We start from the raw sequence: 17,330 nt of genomic DNA on the forward strand, positions 1-17,330 counted from the left end.
CATGACCCGCAACCGCCTGACAGCGGCCGCCGCCGTCCTGCTCGTCGTCCTGCCGTTCGCCCCGGTGCCGGACTTCTGGATCACCCAGCTCAACTACATCGGCCTGTTCTCCCTTGTCGTGCTTGGGCTGGTGCTGCTGACCGGTGTGGGCGGCCTGACGTCCTTCGGCCAGGCGGCGTTCGCCGGTGTCGGCGCGTATGCCACGGCCTATCTGTCGGCGACCCTGGCAATGTCGCCGTGGCTGGGCCTGCTGGCGGGCCTGGTCGTCACGCTGCTGCTGGCATTGGCCATCGGCGCGATGACGCTGCGCATGTCGGGCCACTATCTGCCGCTGGCCACCATCTGCTGGTGCCTGGCGCTGTACTACCTGGTTGGCAACCTGGAGGCGCTCGGTAAATACGACGGCCTGCTGGGCCTGCCGGCGCTGACCATCGGCGACTTCAGCTTTCAGAGCGAGCGCCGCATCTACCTGTTGATCTGGCTGGCCGCGTTGCTGGCGGCGCTGGCGGTGACGCGGCTGCTGGACTCGCGGCCGGGCCGCATCATGCGCGCGCTCAACACCAACCGCGGCGGCGGCGCGACCATGCCCGAGGCGATGGGCGCGTCGACCTTCCGCTACAAGCTCATCATGTTCGTGATCGCGGCGCTGCTGGCCTCGGTGTCGGGCTGGCTGTATGCGCACATGCAGCGCAGCGTGAACCCCTCGCCCTTCGGCATCAAGTTCGGCATCGAATACCTCTTCATGGCCGTCGTCGGCGGCATCGGCACGGTGGGCGGCGCCTTCGCCGGCGCGGCGCTCGTCAAGCTGGCCGAGGACCAGCTCAAGGTCGTGCTACCGCTGGTCTTTGGCGGCTCGGGCAACTACGAAATCATCGTCTTCGGCGTCGTGCTGGTGCTGGTGCTGCGCTTTGCGCCAGATGGCCTGTGGCCCTTGATCTCGCGCTGGCTGCCGGCAACGCGCGCCCGCCCGGTGGACGACGCGGCGCCGCCCTTGAGTTCGCGCGCCCACCCGGCGCGCGGCGCGCCGCTGCTGAACGTGCGCGCCGTGCGCAAGGAGTTCGGTGGGCTGGTGGCCGTCAACGACATCAGCTTTGCCGTGGCCACCGGCGACATCGTCGGCCTCATCGGCCCCAACGGCGCTGGCAAGAGCACCACCTTCAACCTCGTCTCCGGTGTGCTGCCGCTGACGCGCGGTGAGGTCGAGCTGCTGGGCCAGCGCGTCGACGGTCGCGAGAGCCGCGACATTGCCCGCGCCGGCCTCAGCCGCACCTTCCAGCACGTCAAGCTGGTGCCCGACATGACGGTGCTGGAGAACGTGGCGCTGGGTACCTACTTGCGCACCCGCAGCGGCACGCTGAGCGCCATGCTGCGCACCGACCGTGCCGAGGAGGCGCAAGCCCGCGCCGAAGCGATGCGCCAGCTGCGCCGCATCGGCCTCGAAGGGCAGGCGCATGAGCTGGCCGGCAACCTGGCCCTGGGTCCGCAGCGCCTGGTCGAGATCGCGCGTGCGTTGGCCAGCGACCCTTCCCTGCTGCTGTTGGACGAACCCGCCGCCGGCCTGCGCCACCAGGAGAAGGAAGCGCTCGCCGAGGTCCTGCGGCAGCTCAAGGCCGAAGGCCTGTCGCTGCTGCTGGTCGAGCACGACATGGACTTCGTCATGAAGCTCACCGACCGCATCGTCGTCATGGAGTTCGGCCGCTGGCTGATGGAAGGCACACCGGCCGAGGTGCAGGCCAGCCCGGCGGTGCGTGCGGCTTATCTGGGGGCGGAGGAATGAGCGCGCTGCTTGAGGTGGCTGACCTGCACGCCGGTTATGGCCGTGCGGAGGTGCTGCATGGGCTGAGCTTTTCGGCGCAGGAGAAGAGCGTCGTCACCGTCATCGGCCCCAACGGTGCCGGCAAGTCCACGCTGCTCGGTGCGCTGATGGGCCTGATCCCGTCGCGCAGTTCGGCGCTGCGATTTGCGGGCGAGGACATCGCCCGGCTGACGCTCGAAGAACGCGTCATGGCCGGCCTGGCCCTGGTGCCTGAGAAGCGCGAGCTGTTCGGCACGATGACGGTGGAAGACAACCTGCTGCTCGGCGGCTGGCGGCCGAAGAAGCTGGGCGACAAGCGCTGGCGCGACGGGCTGGACAGCGTCTACGCGCGCTTTCCGCGGTTGAAGGAGCGCAGCGAGCAAGCGGCTGGCACGCTGTCGGGCGGTGAACGTCAAATGCTGGCACTGGGCCGCGCGCTGATGGGCCAGCCGAAGCTGCTGATGCTGGATGAGCCCAGCCTGGGCCTGGCGCCGCTGATCGTGCGCGAGATCTTTGCCATCGTCGACGACCTGCGCGCGAGCGGTGTCAGCATCCTGCTCGTCGAGCAGAACGCCCGCGCCGCGCTGCGCGTGGCCGACCACGGGCATGTGCTGGAGACGGGGGAGTTCGGGCTCAGCGGGCCGGCGGATCAGTTGGCGGCGGACCCGAGGGTCATCGAGACGTATCTCGGTGCGGGACGCAAGGACTAGTCGCTTCGGCGATGCAGATATTCAAGGGCACCATGCATATTCCCCCCTTCTGCATCCATTGCTTGGCTTGTTCACCATGGATGTTGCACCGGGTGTGTGGTGGATGATCGTTGATGAGTACGCAGAAGCCACGTCGCCAGCGGAGTTGGAAGTAGTCGTGGATCACCTTGGACGCCTTGCCGCCGCGGGCCTCACCGACACTGAACTTTCAGCGGCACTGATTGAAGCTGGGTGCTTCTACTGGCCGGGGGAGGAGGCGAGTTACGCGTATTGGTTGGGAGCTGTGGCGTCTCGACTTGGAGCCTGTAGGTTGAGGTGAGCGTAGTGAACCCCAACAAGAGCGACGCGAAACACTACGGTTGAGGGTGTGTCTGCGATGAGCCTTCTGACTCGGTGCCGTGATGCCGGGAGTCCGCCCCGGCGGGCGGGTAACTTTCTTCTGCGGCGCCAGAAGAAAGTCACCAAAGAAGAGGCGCTGAACCGCACACGAGCATCGCGGCGCCAGGAGCGGCGCGCGAAAACAAGCGCCTCCATGCCGGGAAGACGCGACCCGCTGCGCTCTCGCTGCTGTCCCTATCACCAGCAGCATCCATCGCACCACCTGCCCGCTTAACGCGCGGCTGCACGCCGTGCTCACGAGAAAGCCCAAGAGCGTCGCTCGGGCGACGTGTCGCTGTGCAGCATCCACCGGGGCGTCGCCCCAGCGACGCTGTATTCCTGGTGAGCCCGGCGTGCAGCCGCGCGTTGAGCGACCTGAAGCGGGCACCATGGCCCTCGTCATAAGGTCAGCAGCGAGAGCGAAGCGGTTCGCGTCTTCCCGCTCAACGAGCGGCTGTTGCACGGCGCAGCGCGTGCATGTGGTGATGGTGTGCGGTTCAGGGCCTCTTCTTTGGTGACTTTCTTCTGGCCCCGCAGAAGAAAGTTACCCCGCCGCCGGGCGGGACTCCCGGCAATGCAGCGATGAGGCGCGTTCTCTGCCAAAGCATCCATGCAACGCAGACACCGCAGCCCGGTAGGTTGGGTTGCCAACCCCAACGCTGTGCGGCGGCCTCATGTTGGGGTTCGCAAGCTCGCTCCAACCTACTGCTTTCACAGCCGTTGCTCACGCAGATACCCGTCCGCCGTCAGCAGCGCCGTGTTCGCATCGGCCGAATGCGTGCCCGGCCCGTTGTCCATGCCGCCGAGCAGCCAGCTCCCATCGGCGCGCGATGCCAGCGCCCGCAGCTGGTTGTGGCGCGGGCCGGCCACCAGCGTGATGCGTTGCTGCCATTGCCCGTCTGCCGACAACAGGCCCAGCAGCGGCTTGGCGTCTTCCGAGATGCTGGCGCCCGCGGGGTTCTGGGTGTATCCGGTGCTGCCGGCCACCAGCAGGCGGCCGTCGCTGCGCAGGGCGACATCGAAGACCACGTCGCCGGCATCGGCGTGCAGCACGCGATAGGCCGAGGCCGCCGTGGCGCCGGCTGGCACCAGCGCCAGGAAGCCATCCCAGCCTTCCGGGGTCTGCAAAGTGCGCACGCGGCCAGCAACAGCCACCTGGTCGCCCACCCAGCGCAGCGCATGCAGCTCCGAGCGCTGGCGGGTGTCGATGAGGGCCGTGCCGAGGCGCTGCCCGCTGCCGTTGAACTGGCTCAGCAGCAGGCCGTTGGCGACGGCCGGGTCCAGGGCCTCACCGAAATGCTGGCGGTGGCCATCGAGCAGGTCGGTGTCGTGCAGGCTCACCGCCACGGCGATGCGGCCCTGCGCATCGGCATCCAGCGCGACGCGCCACTGCTGGTCCAGGCTCTTGAAGGGGTCGAATGTGCCGGAGGTGATGAAGCGCGCGCCGATGAAGACGCCCGGTTCGACCAGGCGGCGCCATTGCTTGGCGAAACCATCCGTCGCCGTGTAGGCGAGGCGGTGCAGCACGACGGCGTGGCGCCCCGAGCGGAAGGCCAGCGCCACGTCCTCGCCGATGGCTGCCAGGCGGGCGGCGTCGCGCGTGTAGTGGGGCAGCAGCGACTGGTGGTCGCGCCCAGACAGCGGGTCGCCGACGAAGGCGTCGGTGGCCACCTGCAGGTCGACGAAGGGCTGGTCGCGCAGCGGCTGACCGATGGCCGACAGCCGCTGCAGGCGCAGCTCGCGGTCGCTGGCCAGCAGCAGGCTGATCTCGCCCGAGGCATGCAGCGCGAAGTCCAGCAGCGACCAGCCATCGGGCGGCAGGTGGCTCAGCCGCAGGCTGCGTCCGTCGGCCTGCGAGATGAGCAACTGCCGTTGCGGCTTGGTCGGGATCTCCGGTGACCGCGCCTTCTCGGCCAGCGCCACCCAGCTGGTCGCGCCGCTGCGCAGCTTGATCACTGACACGCCCGGCGTGGCCAGCTGCAGTGGTGGCGGCGGGTCACCACCTCCGCCAGCGCTGCCGCCACCCCCGCCGCAGGCCGCCAACATGGCCAGCAGCACCGCCGCCGCGCCACGCCGACGGATCATCCTCGCCAAACGCCATTCCATCTTTTGTCACTCCCCGGGCTTGAACTTGCGCGTCGTTGCCAGGTTAGGGCGGGGAGCGTCGGATGGCAAAAGTTTGCCGGCGGTGGCGTTGTGCCGAGCGCTGCAGGCCGCTCAACCGGCCGAATGCCCGCCGTCGATCGCCACGGTCTCCCCCGTCAGGAACCGCGAGCGGTTGCCCGCCAGGAAGACGATGGCCTGGGCGATCTCGTCGGGTGCGGCCGCGCGCTTGCCGACCATGCCAGCCAGCATCTGCGCCTTGGCGTCCTCGTCGTTGCCAGTGAGGCGATTGAGCATGGGCGTGTCGACCGGGCCCGGCGCCACGCCGTTGACGCGCACGCCGTGGGCCGCGCCTTCCAGCGCCGCGGTGCGCGTGAGGCCGTCCACCGCGTGCTTGCTGGCCGTGTAGACGCCGAAGCCGGCGTAGCCGACGCGACCGAGCACGGACGACACGTTGACGATGCTGCCGCCACCCTGGGCCTGCATCACGCGCAGTTCGTGCTTCAGCGAGTTCACGACGCCGCGCACATTGGTGTCGAAGACGGCCACGTAGTTCGCGTCGGTGGTCTCGCTGATAGGGCCGTAGTCGCCCTCGATACCGGCGTTGTTGACGGCCACGTCCAGCCGGCCGAAGCGCTCGACGGTCTGCTCGACGAGAGAGCGCACTTCGGCTTCATGGCGCACGTCGGCGCGGATGAAGGCCGCAGCGGGCGCGCCGGCCGCGCGCAGTTCGGCCACCAGCGCCTGGCCTTCGGCTTCGCGCCTCCCGCTGGCGACGACGGTGGCACCTTCCTTGGCAAACGCAAGCGCGGTGGCGCGGCCGATGCCGGACAGGGCGCCGGTGATGAGAACGATGGGTGAAGTCATGCAGAAAGCTCCGTGGAGTGGTTGAGTGACTTCACTGTGATTGCCGCTCAGGCAAAGCGGTAGCCGGCCGGATTGCCTAAGATTTATTCCAATCAGGCATGGAAGGCGAAGAGAGATGGACCGTTTGCAGGCAATGCAGACCCTCGTGCGGGTGGTCGAGCTGGGCAGCTTCTCGGCCGCGGGGCGCGAGCTCGGCAGCACGCAGAGCGCCGTCAGCAAGCAGGTGGCGGCGCTGGAGAAGCAGCTGGGCGCGCAGCTGCTGTCGCGCAGCACGCGGGCGCTCAAGCTGACCGACGCGGGCGAGCGCTATGTGGAGCAGGCGCGGCGGCTGGTGGCCGAGATTGCCGAGGCCGAGAGCGAGCTGCGCGCGGGCGAGCACCGGCTGCAGGGCTGGCTGCGCGTGGCGGCGTCGGCCAGCTTCGGCCGCATGAAGCTGATGCCGCTGGTGCACAGCTTCCTGGCTGCGCATCCCGACGTGAAGGTGGACCTGCGGCTGGACGATGGCTACATCGACCTGGTCGAGCATGGCATTGATGTCGCGGTGCGCATCGGCGAGCTGGCGGACTCGGGCCTGGTGGCGCGGCGCATCGGCACCGTGCGCCGTGCCGTGGTGGCGCGGCGGGGCTACTTCGAGGAACGGGGCATCGCACCGCCGGCCGAGCCGGCCGACCTGCAGCAGCATGACTGCATCGTCTTCACCGAGCTGCGCGCCGGCCCGGTGTGGGCCTTCGAGGCGGAGCCGGGCGCGTCCGCACCCGTCGGCAGCCCGGCCAGCGTGCGCGTGGCCGGGCGCCTGCGCAGCAACAGCGGCGAGGCGGTGCGCGAGGCCGTGCTGGCGGGCATGGGCCTGGCCTATTCGCCGGGCTGGCTGCTGCAGGACGAACTGGCGAGCGGCAAGGTGCAGGTGGCGCTGCCGCATTGGCGCGGGCGGGCCCTGCCCATGCACCTCGTCAGCCCGCCGCAGCGGCGGCTGTCGGGCAAGGCCAAGGCGTTCGGCGACCACGTGGCCGCGGGTCTAGCGAGTTAGGCGAGCCCAGACCAGCAGCTTGTTGTTGGCCGGCATGTCGATGCGCTCGCGCAGCCGCAGGCCCGCCGTGGCCGCTTCTGCGGCAACGTCTGCCAGCCGGCGGATGCCCCAGCTGGCGTTGCGAGCGCGCAGGTCCTCATCGAAGGCGAGGTTGCTGGGCGCCGTCGGCTCGTCGTCGAGCAGGTAGGGCCCGTAGGTGATGAGCAGGCCCTCGGCCGCCAGGTGGCGCGCTGCGCCCCGCATCAGCCCGGCCGTGCAGGCCCAGGGCGCGATGTGGATCATGTTGGCGCAGTAGATGGCGTCGACCTGCGCGGGCACGCCGGGCCAGGCGGCGTCGAGCACGTTCAGCGTGATCGGTGGGCGCACGCGGGCCAGGCCGTCGCACCACGCCGAGATGGAGGGCAGCGATGCGGTATCGAAGTCGCTCGGCTGCCATTGCCAGTCGGCCAATCCTTCGCTGAGAAAGGCCGCATGCTGGCCGGTGCCGCTGGCGATTTCCAGCATCACGCCCGTGGGCGGCAGCAGGCGGTGCAACGCGGCCAGGATGGGCGGGCCGTTGCGTTCGGCGGCGGGGCTGTGGCGGCGTGGGTCCATGGACTGGGATTGTGCGGCGCGGCGATTGCCGTCAGGCGCCGAAAGAGTGGCTTGCGGCGCGCGCCCTTTCGCGATGGCAGGCGGCTCGGCACAGTGAGCCTTGTTGCTTTCCAAGGAGCCCTCATGACCCTCAAGCTGTACCGCCATGCCCTGTCAGGGCATGCCCACCGCGCGGAACTGGCGTTGTCCCTGCTGGGCCTGCCGCATGAACTCGTCGACATCGACTTCGCCACCCGCGCGCACAAGACACCCGAGTTCATCGCCCGCCATCCGTTCGGCCAGCTGCCGCTGCTGGAGGACGACGGCCACTTTGTCTGGGACAGCACGGCCATCCTCGTCTACCTGGCCAGCAAGTACGACGCCGCCGGCCGCTGGCTGCCGCAGGACGCCGCCGGCCGGGCGGCGGTGCAGGCCTGGCTGTCGGTGGCTTCCGGCCCCATCGCCTTCGGCCCGGCGGCGGCTCGCCTGGTCACCGTGTTCGGCGCGCGCCTCGATGCCGACGAGGTCATCGGCCGTGCCCATGGCTTGTTCAAGGTGATGGAGGGCGAGCTGTCGAAGCGGTCCTTCCTTGTCGGCGATCACGCGACGCTGGCCGACATCGCCGGCTACAGCTACATCGTCAATGCGCCCGAGGGCAATGTCGATCTGGCGCCGTACCCCGCGCTGCGTTCCTGGCTGGCCCGCATCGAGGCGCTACCGGGCTTCGTGCCTTTCAAGACCACTGCCGCCGGCCTGCGCGCCGCAGCCTGAGGTCTGCCATGAATGCACAGACCTTCCATGCCGGCGAGGTCGCCGTGCAGGCGCGCCTGGGCGTCGCCGAGCGCATGGCCGAGATCGGTCCGCGGGTCGTGCGCGACCACATGCCCGAGCAGCACCAGCGCTTCTACGAGCAACTGCCCTTCATGCTGGCCGGCAGCGTGGACCCCGCAGGCCGGCCCTGGGCCACGCTGCTGGTCGGGCCGCCGGGCTTTGTGCAGGCGCCGGATGCCTCACATCTGACTTTCGCTGCCATGCCCATCCCTGGTGATCCGGCCGCGGCCGGCATGACGCCGGGCGCGTCGCTCGGGCTGCTGGGCATCGAGCTGCACACGCGCCGACGCAACCGCGTCAACGGCAAGCTGGTGGCGGTCGAGGCTTCAGGCTTGCGGCTGCAGGTCGAGCAGACGGTGGGCAATTGCCCGCAATACATCCAGGGCCGCGAGGTCGACTGGGTGCGCGATGCGGCCGACACGCGGCCGCGTGCCATCGAGCGCATGACGGAACTGGGCGACGACGCGGCCTGGCTGATCGCCGCCGCCGACACGGTGTTCGTCGCCACGCATGCGGGCGGCGCCGGCGCGGATGTGTCTCACCGGGGCGGCCCCGCCGGCTTCGTCATGCAGGAGGACGAACGGACGCTGCTGGTGCCCGACTACTCGGGCAACCGCATGTTCATGACGTTAGGCAACCTGCAGATCGATGGGCGCGCCGGCCTGCTCTTCATCGACTTCGAGCGCGGCGACCTGCTGACGCTGACGGGGCGGGCGGAGATCGTCTGGGATGGCCCGGAGCTGGCAGCACTCGACGACGCGGAGCGAGCCTGGCGCTTCCAGCTCGACGAGGGGTATTGGTTGCGCGATGTCCTGCCGCTGCGCTGGCGTTTCCGCGACTGGGCGCGGGAGAACCTGCCGGCTTAACGCAAGGCCGGATTCGCGCGCAAGCTGTCCACCGCCAGGTCGATGAAGGCGCGCAGCTTCTGCGTCATGTGCCGCCCCTCGTGGTGCACGATGTGGACGGGGACAGGCGGCAACTCGAAGCTCTCCAGCACCGGCAGCAGCTCGCCACGCGCCAGTGCATCGGCGGCCTGGTAGCTGAGCAGGCGCACGATGCCAAGCCCCGCCAGCGCGAACGAGCGGGCGGCATCGTTGGTCGTCGTGCGCAGCCGTGGCCGGATGCGCTGCACCAGCGGCCGGCCGCCTTCGGCAAAGCGCCATTCCGGGTAGGGCGCCACCTGGGTGGGATGGATCAGCGTGTGCCCGGACAGATCCTCGGGCCGCTGCGGTCGGCCATGCTGGGCGATGTAGCTGGGCGAGGCCAGCAGCATGCGCCGCACCTGGCCAACGCCGATGGCACGCAGCGCGGAGTCGGGCAGCTCGCCGATGCGCACGGCCACGTCCAGGCCCTCGTCGACCAGGTTGACGACGCGGTCGACGAAGACGCATTGCGCGTCGACGTCCGGGTAGCGCTGCAGATAGTCCGTGACGATGGGCGTCACATGCAGGTTGCCGAACAGCACCGGCGCCGTCACGCTGAGCAAGCCCTTGAACTGGCTGCGGCTGCCACTGGTGGCGGCCTCCGAGTCGCCCACGTCGGCCAGGATGCGCCGGCAGTCCTCGGCATAGCGGGCGCCGGCCTCGGTCAGGCGCACCGCGCGGGTCGTGCGCGTCAGCAGCCGCACGCCGAGGCGCGCCTCCAGCTCGGCCACGGCGCGCGTGACGACCGGGGCGGACAGGTCCAGCTTGCGCGCCGCCGCCGCGAAGCCGCCGCTGTCGACGACGGCGACGAAGACCTCCATGGCCTGCAGGCGGTCCATTCGATCAGGCCAGCCTGCCAGCCTGGAAGTCGCGCACCGCCTGCACCAGCTCGGCCTCGGTGTTCATGACGAAGGGCCCGTACTGCGCGATGGGCTCGCCCAGCGGCTTACCGGCGATCAGCAGTGCGCGGGTCGGCTTGTCGCTGGCCTGCAGGCGCACGCCGTCGCTGCCGGGTGTGTTGGCAAGGATGGCCATGCGTCCCTCGGGCTGCTGGCAACCGCTGTCGAACTTCAACGCGCCTTCGTACACGTAGACGAAGGCGTTGAACTCGGGCGGCAGCGGCTGCTCGAAGCGGGCACCGGGCGCGAAGTGCAGGTCGAGGTAAAGCGGCTCGGTGCTGTCGCGCTGCACGGCGCCGGTCACACCATGGCTGGTGCCGGCAATGACACGCGTCTTCACGCCATCGCGCTCGAACTCCGGCACCTCGTGGCTGGCCACGTCGCGGTACCACGGGTCGCGCAGCTTGTCCTTGGCCGGCAGGTTGAGCCAGAGCTGGAAGCCGGCCATGCGGCCTTCGTTCTGCTCGGGCGTCTCGCTGTGGATGACGCCGCGACCGGCGGTCATCCACTGCACGCCGCCGTCGCTGATCAGGCCTTCGTTACCGGCCGAGTCGCGGTGGCGCATGCGGCCGGCGAGCATGTAGGTGATGGTCTCGAAGCCGCGGTGCGGATGGTCGGGAAAGCCGGCGATGTAGTCGTCGGGGTTGTCCGTGCCGAAGGCGTCGAGCATGAGGAAGGGGTCCAGCCGGCGCTGCAGGTTGTTCGTCAGCACGCGGTTGAGCTTGACGCCGGCACCGTCGCTGGTCGGCTGACCGGCGACCAGGCGCTCGACTTCGCGAGGCTGGTTCAACAGGGTGGGGGCGACGGTGCTCATGGCGATTCCTTAAGCGGCGAGCAGTTGAGTAATTTGCGAACGGGCGTTGGCCAAGCCTTGTTCGGCCGCGAAGGCCATGCCTTCAGCGTAGACGAACTCGACGTCGGTCATGCCCAGGAAGGCCAGCACGGTGCGCAGATAGGGCGTCATCTGGTCGCTGGGCTGGTCACGGTGGATGCCGCCGCGGCTGGTGACGATGAACACCTTCTTGCCGGTCACCAGGCCGACCGGCCCCTTCTCGGTGTACTTGAAGGTGACGCCGGCGCGGGCCACCGCGTCGATCCAGTTCTTGAACTGCGCCGTGACGTTGAAGTTGTACATCGGTACGCCGATGACGACGGTGTCGGCGGCCTGCAGCTCGGCGATCAGCGCATCGTCCAGCGCCACGCGGGCGGCCTGTTCGGGGCTGCGCTGGTCGGCCGGCGTGAAGAGGGCGCCGAGCGCCACTTCGTCGAGCACGGGCTGCGGCGTCAGCGTCAGGTCGCGCACGGTGACGGTGGCGGCTGGGTTGCCAGCGCGCAGGCCGGCGGTCAGTTCATTGGCCAGCCGGGTAGAGACCGAACCTTGGTCGTCGGTGGCACGGCGGGCGCTGGCGTTGATTTGCAGGATGTTCATTCGGGGCTCCGGGTAGCGGGTTGCGATGGAATGAACTCTAGGCAGTGGCAATCAACTGCAGAAGTCGTCGATTTGCATAAGATTGTTCCGTCAATGGATCAATGGGGCCAAAAGTGGAATCCGACGCCGACGACCTGCTGCTGTTTGCCCGTGTGATGGACGCCGGCAGCTTCAGCCGCGCCGCTGAGCGCGTGCACTGGCCCAAGAGCACCGTGTCACGGCGCATTGCGGCGCTGGAAACCCGGCTGGGCGAGAAGCTGTTGCAGCGCACGACGCGCAAGTTGACGCTGACGGACTTCGGCGCCGGCGTGCTGGAACATGCGCGGGCCGTGGCGGCCGAAGTGGACGGCGCGCTGGCGCTGGCGTTGCATCGGCAGCAAAAGCCGAGCGGGCGGCTGCGCGTGAGCATGCCGGCGGACTTTGCCGAGCGCGTGGCCGCGGGCATGCTGGCCGAGTTCGCGCTGAACTATCCGGAAGTGCAGCTGGAGCTGGACCTGACGCCACGGCGCGTGGACCTGATCGGCGAGGGTTTCGACCTCGCCATCCGAATGGGCCAGCTCGGCGAGGACAGCCAGCTCGCCGCGCGCCGGCTGGCGACGACGCATTGGGGCCTGTACGCCTCGCCTGGCTACCTGGAACGGGTCGGCGAGCCGCTGCTGCCCCAGGCGCTCGACAACATGCATGCGCTGATGCTGCTGACGCGCACCGGCGAGCCGGTGCCCTGGCAGCTGCAGCGCGATGGCGCCGAGCCGCACCTGGCCCGACCGGCGCAGCGCACGCTGGCCAACTCGCCCAGCCTGCTGGCGCAACTGGCACTCAGCGGCGTGGGCATTGCCGGCGTGGACCGCCTGCTGGTGCGCCATTCGGTCGAGCTGGGCACGCTGCAGCGCTTGCTGCCGGACTGGCACCTGCCCGGCTCGATCTGCTGGGCCGTGTTCCCGGAGCGGCGGCTGATGCCGCTGCGCACCCGGGTGTTTCTGGAGGCGATGTCAGCCTTGCTGGACGCGTGCCCGGCGCCGGGCGCCTAGGACGATGACGGCCAGGCCGAGAGCCAGCATCGCGGCCGCACCGGGCTCGGGGACGGCCACGGCCAGCACGGCGTTGGCGAGCTGCTGGTGGGCCAGCGTCGTCGGATGGATGGCGTCCCAGAACAGCGCGGTGTCGAGGTCGCAGTTGTTGATCCCAGCTGCGCAGGCGTTGGTCCAGTTGCTGAAGGCAGGCGGATTGCCGAGTGCCACGGCCGCTTCGTTGGCCGCCACCGTGGCAGTCAGGAAGCTGAACATGTCGAAGCTCTTCACCCCGCTGCCGGCCAGCGCGCCTGCGAGGGCGGCATCCATGGCGAAGCTGAGTGCCGTGGCCTCGGCGCCGATGCCCATCGCATTGGCGAGCGGCGTGAGGCCGAAGTTGGGCGTGTTCATCACCAGCACATGCTGGGCGCCGGCCAGCTTCAGGCTGGCCACGAGGCCGGCCATGTCGGCGGCGTAGTTGGCCACCGTGGCGCCGACGGTCGCGTTGGCGTCCGCCCCGGCAGCGATGGCCTCCAGCGCCACGCGCACGTTGTTGCCGCCACCAGCGACCACGTAGAGCGCATTCGGGTCGGCGATGTTGCCGGCGCCGTTGAGATAGATGTCGAGCTGCGTGCGCATGCTGAACGGGAAGCCCGGGATCTGCGGCACGTCACCGCCGTTCATGCCGGTCTGCGCGCCACCGAAGGCGAAGTTGGTGCCGCCGGCCACCGAGGGCAACAACGTGAGGCCCAGCGACTGCGCCAGGTACTGCGTCCAGACGGGCCCGTTGGAGTAGGTGCCGGCGCTGGAGGGCAGCTGGCTGTAGAAGGCATCGTTCGCCACGACGACGGTCGGCAGCGTGCCGCCGTAGGCGGGTGTCAGCAACAGCGCGTTGTTGCCGCTGTCCGAGAGGCTGTCGCCAAAGACGAACAGGCCGGAATAGGGGCCGGCCGAGGCCGACAAGGCGGCACAAAGACCAAAGCCCGCGAGCATGCGGGCGAGCAGACGGTAGGACATGGGAACTCCCTGGTTTTGCCGCAGGACTTCTGGCGGCTCAGCAGAGCATCGATGGCCGCCATCGCGGCGTCAACCCGTGTACGCCCGAGCCTGAAACAGGGCGCTTGCCGCCGCGTCCGCAGGCCTTATTCGGTGTCGTTCTTGAAGGCGACTTCGACGGCCGCCTCGCGGGACTTGCGCAGCGGCGCGAAACGCCATTGGCGCACGGCGTCGACGGCGGCATTGCCCAGGCGGGAATGGGTGGCCTTGATGACCGAGGCCTGCTGCACCGAGCCGTCGGTGCCGACCGTGAACTGCACCTGCGCGAAGCCGTTGCGGAACGTGCCCTGCTGCAACTGGCGCGGCAACGTCGGGTCGACCTTGGAGACGAGTTTCAGCGGCTCCTCGCGTTCCTCCGGCGCCTGCGGCTCAGGTTGGGCGGGCGGCTGCGCCACCTGTGCGGCGGCGGCCATCGGTGCGGCCGGTGCGGGCGTGGGCGCGGCGGCGGCGAGCACCACGGGCGTGCGATCAAGTTCGGGTTCAGGTGCCGGCTGGGCGGCCAATGTGACCGGCGCCGGCGCAGCGGCGACCGTGGCTGCCACAGGAGGGGCACTCGGTTCGGATGCCGGCGCAGGCCGCGGCGCGGCAGCCACCGGTGCGGCAGCTTTCTTGGGCGCAGGAGCAGGTGCAGGTGCTGCTGCAGGGGCCGGCGGCTTGCGGTTGGCGCCCTTGTCCGCGTTCAGCTTGATCCAGTGGAAAACCGCGTCGGCGGCCTTCTGCGCGCGCTCAAGATCCGGCTTGGGCGGGTCTTGTTGGGCGCGGGCCGGTTGGGCCAGCAACAGCAGTGCTCCCGCAATGGCGGGCAGGGCAAGCGCCAAAGAGGGGCGCGGTCCAAGTGTCATGACAGCTCCACGAAGACGATTCGGCCGGCGGCAGGAGACTGCAGCCAGCGCCGGACTCTAGTGAGGGTTACAAATGGCCGCAGCACGGTTTGTGCCGCTTCAGACGAAAAATTGCCGGTTCTGCCGACCAGGCGTCACGCTTTGCCGGCCAGGAGGGCGCGGCAGCGCTTCTCGTGCTGCTGGATCTCGGCCAGCGTCACCTCGATGTCGTGGCGCTGCTGCTCCAGCTGGTTGCGGTGCTGCGCCAGGATGGCCAGGAACGCCCGCAGTTGGGGCGCGGCGCTGGCTTGGCTGTCGTACATGTCGACCAGCTGCTTGATCTCCTGCAGCGGCAGCCCCAGGCGCTTGCCGCGTAGGGTCAGCTTCAGACGCGTGCGGTCGCGCGGCGTGTAGACGCGGTTGCGGCCCTTGCGGCCGGGCTCCAGCAGGCCCATGTCCTCGTAGAAGCGGATGGCGCGCGGGGTGATGTCGAACTCGGCCGCGAGCTCGGTGATGGTGAAGGTCGGCTGGGCGGCCTCGGTCGCGGCGGAGACAGACTTGCGGGAGGGCATGGCTACACTCAATTGACGTAAACGTCAGTCTAAATCGAGCCGAGCAGCACCATGGCCAACGCACGCGAATCCGAACTGCATTACCCCCTGGGTGACACCCTGCCCGGCCCCGGCGAGGCGCTGGACCTCGCGCCCGGCGTGCGATGGGTGCGCATGGGCCTGCCTTTTGCGCTGGATCACATCAACCTGTGGCTGCTGCGTGACCGCATCGACGGGCGAGAGGGCTGGACCATCGTCGACTGCGGCATCGCCAGTGACGAGACGCGCGCCAACTGGGAGACCGTGTTTGCCGAGCGCCTGGACGGCCTGCCGGTGCTGCGCGTCATCGCAACCCACTTCCACCCTGACCACCTCGGCCTTGGCCACTGGCTGACCGAGAAGTGGAATTGCCGCTTGTGGATGAGCGCGACAGATTACAACCTCGCGCGCCTGGCCAGCGGTTCGACGGTAGGCATGGGCGGCGCCTCGGCGGCGGCCTTCTTCGGCAGCCATGGACTGACCGATCCCGATTCCCTGGAGAAGATCCGCGCCCGCGCCGACTACTACCCCAAGATGGTGCCGGCCGTGCCGTCCAGCTACCGGCGCCTGATGGACGGCAGCCAGATCGACATCGGTGGCAAGACCTGGCGCTGCATCGCCGGCTACGGCCATGCGCCCGAGCACATCAGCCTGTTCTGCGCGGAAGCCAAGCTGCTGATCAGCGGCGACATGGTGCTGCCACGCATCTCGACCAATGTGTCGGTCGTCGACGTCGAGCCCGAGGCCGATCCGCTGACGCTCTATCTGAGCTCACTCGAGCGCTACCTCGACCTGCCCGACGACACGCTGGTGCTGCCCTCGCACGGCAAGCCCTTCACGGGTTTGCATGCGCGCATCGACCAGTTGCAGGAGCACCACGTCGACCGCCTGGCCGAAGTCGTGGCAGCCTGCCGCGCAGCGCCGACCCATGCGGCCGGCCTGCTGTCGGTGCTGTTCAAGCGCAAGCTCGACCTGCACCAGACCACCTTCGCCATGGGTGAGGCGATTGCCCACCTGCATGCGCTGTGGCTGAAGGGAGAACTCCGGCGCGAGCTGGGCGCAGACGGCATCTACCGCTTCGCGCCGTCCTGAACCAATGCCAGAAAAGGAAAAGCCGCCGCGGGATCAGCCCGGCGGCGGCGTTTCGGCCTTCTATCGGTACCCTTCTCTCCCTCTGTCCACCAGCTTCAAGCCGGCTTGGGGTACCTGTGGTGACAGCGTCGGAGCGAAGTGTTGCTGAACGTGTCTGCGTGCGGATGACACCGGCCGGGGAATATTCACACGCCATCGTCTTTCGGGCCGAGCGCCGGGCCGCTCCGAAGCCGGCCCACTTGGCGATGTGCTTGCGGCTCAATGCCGCAAGCATCGCCGTCCCCTCGGGGGCTGAGGCCGGACACATCGCGCCCAGTGGGCGGGATGTGCCTGCCGAAGAGCTGCGGCACTGCCGCAGCGCGGTCTGCAAGACCGACTGGGATGGCCCGCGTTCAGCGCGGCCAGACCAGGCGAGGGGCTCACTGAACCACGATGGATTCCTCACGCAGCGCCTCGCGCGAGCGCTCGAAGTCTGGCAGCACGGAGCGCACCGTGTCCCAGAAGGCCGGGCTGTGGTTCATCTCGCGCAGGTGGGCCAGCTCGTGGGCGACGACGTAGTCAATGATGGCTGGCGTGAAGTGGATGAGGCGCCAGTTCAGGCGGATGGAGCCGTCCGCACTCGCGCTGCCCCAACGCGTTTGCGCGGACGACAACCGCAGCCCCTTCATCGTCACGCCGAGTGCCTCGGCAAAGCGCTGACAGCGCGGCAGGAAATCCTCGCGGGCGCGGGCCTGCAGCCAGGCCTGGGTCAGGTCGCGGATCTGCTCGGCCGACGCCCCCAGGGGCAGCGGCAGACGCAGCTGGCGCACGGCGGCGTCCCAGACGATCTCGCGTTCCGCGGGTGCCAGCACCAGCGTCAGCGCATCGCCAAAAAAGGGCAGGCGGCCGCCGTCCAGCCATTCGATGCGCGAGGCCTGCACGCGCTGCTGACGCTCGCGCTGCTCGACGAGCTTGCGCAAGATCCACTCGCCCTTGTGATGCAGGGCACGCTCGATGTCGTCGATCGGCACCCAGCGCGGCGCGCTGACCCGCAGGCCCTGCGGCCCGACGACAAAGCCGATGCTGCGCCGGCGCGCGCGCTTGAGTTCGTAGCCGACGCGGTGCTGCCCCAGCCACAGCTCCCGCCGCGAGCGCGGCGCGCCGGGCTCGGCGGGCGTGATTTCCGGCGTCACATCGAACAGCGACAGCTGGCTGTCCTGCAGGAGTGGAGCCGGGCGCTTGGCGGGCAT

General features: G+C 69.2%; 17 protein-coding genes. 7 read left to right on the forward strand and 10 right to left on the reverse strand.

All coding sequences use genetic code 11. The features are described 5' to 3' along the window. Position 1 precedes the first annotated feature (1 nt). Together ASC81_RS01890 and ASC81_RS01895 are read left to right on the forward strand one after the other, a co-directional pair. On the forward strand, positions 2-1,777 hold the full coding sequence (locus ASC81_RS01890) for an ATP-binding cassette domain-containing protein (RefSeq protein ID WP_056261983.1): 1,776 nt from the start codon (positions 2-4) through the stop codon (positions 1,775-1,777). Continuing rightward, the gene (locus tag ASC81_RS01895) at positions 1,774-2,505 is read left to right on the forward strand and encodes an ABC transporter ATP-binding protein (RefSeq protein WP_056261984.1); all 732 of its coding nucleotides are present in this window, start codon (positions 1,774-1,776) and stop codon (positions 2,503-2,505) included. Before ASC81_RS01890 ends, ASC81_RS01895 begins: the two co-directional genes overlap by 4 nt. Positions 2,506-3,594: 1,089 nt before the next feature. Here the strand turns inward: ASC81_RS01895 and ASC81_RS01900 are convergent. Next, positions 3,595-4,968, reverse strand: coding sequence for a hypothetical protein (locus ASC81_RS01900; protein WP_056261987.1), 1,374 nt, complete (start codon positions 4,966-4,968; stop codon positions 3,595-3,597). Positions 4,969-5,100: 132 nt separating this feature from the next. Continuing rightward, positions 5,101-5,853, reverse strand: coding sequence for an SDR family NAD(P)-dependent oxidoreductase (locus tag ASC81_RS01905; protein WP_056261990.1), 753 nt, complete (start codon positions 5,851-5,853; stop codon positions 5,101-5,103). Positions 5,854-5,968: 115 nt separating this feature from the next. On the opposite strand from ASC81_RS01905, the gene ASC81_RS01910 reads away from it, so the two are divergent. After that, positions 5,969-6,880, forward strand: a complete 912-nt coding sequence (locus ASC81_RS01910; protein WP_056261992.1) for a LysR family transcriptional regulator — start codon at positions 5,969-5,971, stop codon at positions 6,878-6,880. Here ASC81_RS01910 and ASC81_RS01915 read toward each other — a convergent pair. Next, a complete protein-coding gene (locus tag ASC81_RS01915) occupies positions 6,869-7,474 on the reverse strand; it encodes a DUF938 domain-containing protein (protein WP_056261995.1) in 606 nt (201 codons plus the stop codon). The two genes, ASC81_RS01910 and ASC81_RS01915, sit on opposite strands and share 12 nt — an antisense overlap. Positions 7,475-7,597: 123 nt before the next feature. Here ASC81_RS01915 and ASC81_RS01920 point away from each other — a divergent pair, with 123 nt between their 5' ends. Further along, a complete protein-coding gene (locus ASC81_RS01920) occupies positions 7,598-8,224 on the forward strand; it encodes a glutathione S-transferase family protein (protein WP_056261999.1) in 627 nt (208 codons plus the stop codon). Positions 8,225-8,232: 8 nt separating this feature from the next. Beyond that, positions 8,233-9,150, forward strand: a complete 918-nt coding sequence (locus ASC81_RS01925) for a pyridoxamine 5'-phosphate oxidase family protein (RefSeq protein WP_056262001.1) — start codon at positions 8,233-8,235, stop codon at positions 9,148-9,150. Here ASC81_RS01925 and ASC81_RS01930 read toward each other — a convergent pair. Genes ASC81_RS01930 through ASC81_RS01940 form a run of 3 tightly spaced genes read right to left on the reverse strand, consistent with a single transcriptional unit; the run spans position 9,147 to position 11,535 of the window. Next, entirely contained in the window at positions 9,147-10,046 is a 900-nt protein-coding gene (locus ASC81_RS01930; RefSeq protein ID WP_056262003.1) for a LysR family transcriptional regulator, read from the reverse strand. The genes ASC81_RS01925 and ASC81_RS01930 overlap by 4 nt on opposite strands. A 4-nt stretch (positions 10,047-10,050) precedes the next feature. Continuing rightward, complete coding sequence (locus ASC81_RS01935) at positions 10,051-10,920, reverse strand: pirin family protein (RefSeq protein ID WP_056262006.1); 870 nt, start codon at positions 10,918-10,920, stop codon at positions 10,051-10,053. Positions 10,921-10,929: 9 nt separating this feature from the next. Beyond that, positions 10,930-11,535 (reverse strand): FMN-dependent NADH-azoreductase, encoded by a 606-nt coding sequence (locus ASC81_RS01940; RefSeq protein ID WP_056262011.1) that lies wholly within the window; start codon positions 11,533-11,535, stop codon positions 10,930-10,932. A gap of 113 nt (positions 11,536-11,648) precedes the next feature. Between ASC81_RS01940 and ASC81_RS01945 the strand changes: the two genes are divergently transcribed. Next, positions 11,649-12,563 carry a LysR family transcriptional regulator gene (locus ASC81_RS01945; protein WP_056262014.1) on the forward strand — a complete coding sequence of 305 codons (915 nt, stop codon included), beginning with the start codon at positions 11,649-11,651 and terminating at the stop codon, positions 12,561-12,563. Here the strand turns inward: ASC81_RS01945 and ASC81_RS01950 are convergent. The 3 genes from ASC81_RS01950 to ASC81_RS01960 form a co-directional block, all read right to left on the reverse strand. Beyond that, the gene (locus ASC81_RS01950; protein ID WP_056262017.1) at positions 12,525-13,559 is read right to left on the reverse strand and encodes an SGNH/GDSL hydrolase family protein; all 1,035 of its coding nucleotides are present in this window, start codon (positions 13,557-13,559) and stop codon (positions 12,525-12,527) included. The two genes, ASC81_RS01945 and ASC81_RS01950, sit on opposite strands and share 39 nt — an antisense overlap. Positions 13,560-13,684: 125 nt before the next feature. After that, a complete protein-coding gene (locus ASC81_RS01955) occupies positions 13,685-14,440 on the reverse strand; it encodes an energy transducer TonB (protein WP_156391658.1) in 756 nt (251 codons plus the stop codon). Positions 14,441-14,574: 134 nt separating this feature from the next. Next, complete coding sequence (locus ASC81_RS01960) at positions 14,575-14,991, reverse strand: MerR family DNA-binding transcriptional regulator (protein WP_056262023.1); 417 nt, start codon at positions 14,989-14,991, stop codon at positions 14,575-14,577. A gap of 51 nt (positions 14,992-15,042) precedes the next feature. Here ASC81_RS01960 and ASC81_RS01965 point away from each other — a divergent pair, with 51 nt between their 5' ends. Next, entirely contained in the window at positions 15,043-16,101 is a 1,059-nt protein-coding gene (locus tag ASC81_RS01965; RefSeq protein ID WP_056262024.1) for an MBL fold metallo-hydrolase, read from the forward strand. A 419-nt stretch (positions 16,102-16,520) separates the two neighbouring features. On the opposite strand, the gene ASC81_RS01970 is transcribed toward ASC81_RS01965, so the two are convergent. After that, a complete protein-coding gene (locus tag ASC81_RS01970) occupies positions 16,521-17,330 on the reverse strand; it encodes a M48 family metallopeptidase (protein WP_056262027.1) in 810 nt (269 codons plus the stop codon).

Source organism: Pelomonas sp. Root405 (assembly GCF_001425165.1).
Taxonomy (GTDB): domain Bacteria; phylum Pseudomonadota; class Gammaproteobacteria; order Burkholderiales; family Burkholderiaceae_C; genus Pelomonas.

Coding starts and splice junctions, on each gene's coding strand:
- ASC81_RS01895 (WP_056261984.1), top strand. CDS start 1,774: ATGAGCGCGCTGCTTGAGGTGGCTGACCTGCACGCCGGTTATGGCCGT.
- ASC81_RS01900 (WP_056261987.1), bottom strand. CDS start 4,968: ATGATCCGTCGGCGTGGCGCGGCGGCGGTGCTGCTGGCCATGTTGGCG.
- ASC81_RS01950 (WP_056262017.1), bottom strand. CDS start 13,559: ATGTCCTACCGTCTGCTCGCCCGCATGCTCGCGGGCTTTGGTCTTTGT.
- ASC81_RS01960 (WP_056262023.1), bottom strand. CDS start 14,991: ATGCCCTCCCGCAAGTCTGTCTCCGCCGCGACCGAGGCCGCCCAGCCG.
- ASC81_RS01970 (WP_056262027.1), bottom strand. CDS start 17,330: ATGCCCGCCAAGCGCCCGGCTCCACTCCTGCAGGACAGCCAGCTGTCG.
- ASC81_RS01940 (WP_056262011.1), bottom strand. CDS start 11,535: ATGAACATCCTGCAAATCAACGCCAGCGCCCGCCGTGCCACCGACGAC.
- ASC81_RS01905 (WP_056261990.1), bottom strand. CDS start 5,853: ATGACTTCACCCATCGTTCTCATCACCGGCGCCCTGTCCGGCATCGGC.
- ASC81_RS01890 (WP_056261983.1), top strand. CDS start 2: ATGACCCGCAACCGCCTGACAGCGGCCGCCGCCGTCCTGCTCGTCGTC.
- ASC81_RS01965 (WP_056262024.1), top strand. CDS start 15,043: ATGGCCAACGCACGCGAATCCGAACTGCATTACCCCCTGGGTGACACC.
- ASC81_RS01935 (WP_056262006.1), bottom strand. CDS start 10,920: ATGAGCACCGTCGCCCCCACCCTGTTGAACCAGCCTCGCGAAGTCGAG.
- ASC81_RS01930 (WP_056262003.1), bottom strand. CDS start 10,046: ATGGACCGCCTGCAGGCCATGGAGGTCTTCGTCGCCGTCGTCGACAGC.
- ASC81_RS01925 (WP_056262001.1), top strand. CDS start 8,233: ATGAATGCACAGACCTTCCATGCCGGCGAGGTCGCCGTGCAGGCGCGC.
- ASC81_RS01955 (WP_156391658.1), bottom strand. CDS start 14,440: ATGACACTTGGACCGCGCCCCTCTTTGGCGCTTGCCCTGCCCGCCATT.
- ASC81_RS01910 (WP_056261992.1), top strand. CDS start 5,969: ATGGACCGTTTGCAGGCAATGCAGACCCTCGTGCGGGTGGTCGAGCTG.
- ASC81_RS01920 (WP_056261999.1), top strand. CDS start 7,598: ATGACCCTCAAGCTGTACCGCCATGCCCTGTCAGGGCATGCCCACCGC.
- ASC81_RS01915 (WP_056261995.1), bottom strand. CDS start 7,474: ATGGACCCACGCCGCCACAGCCCCGCCGCCGAACGCAACGGCCCGCCC.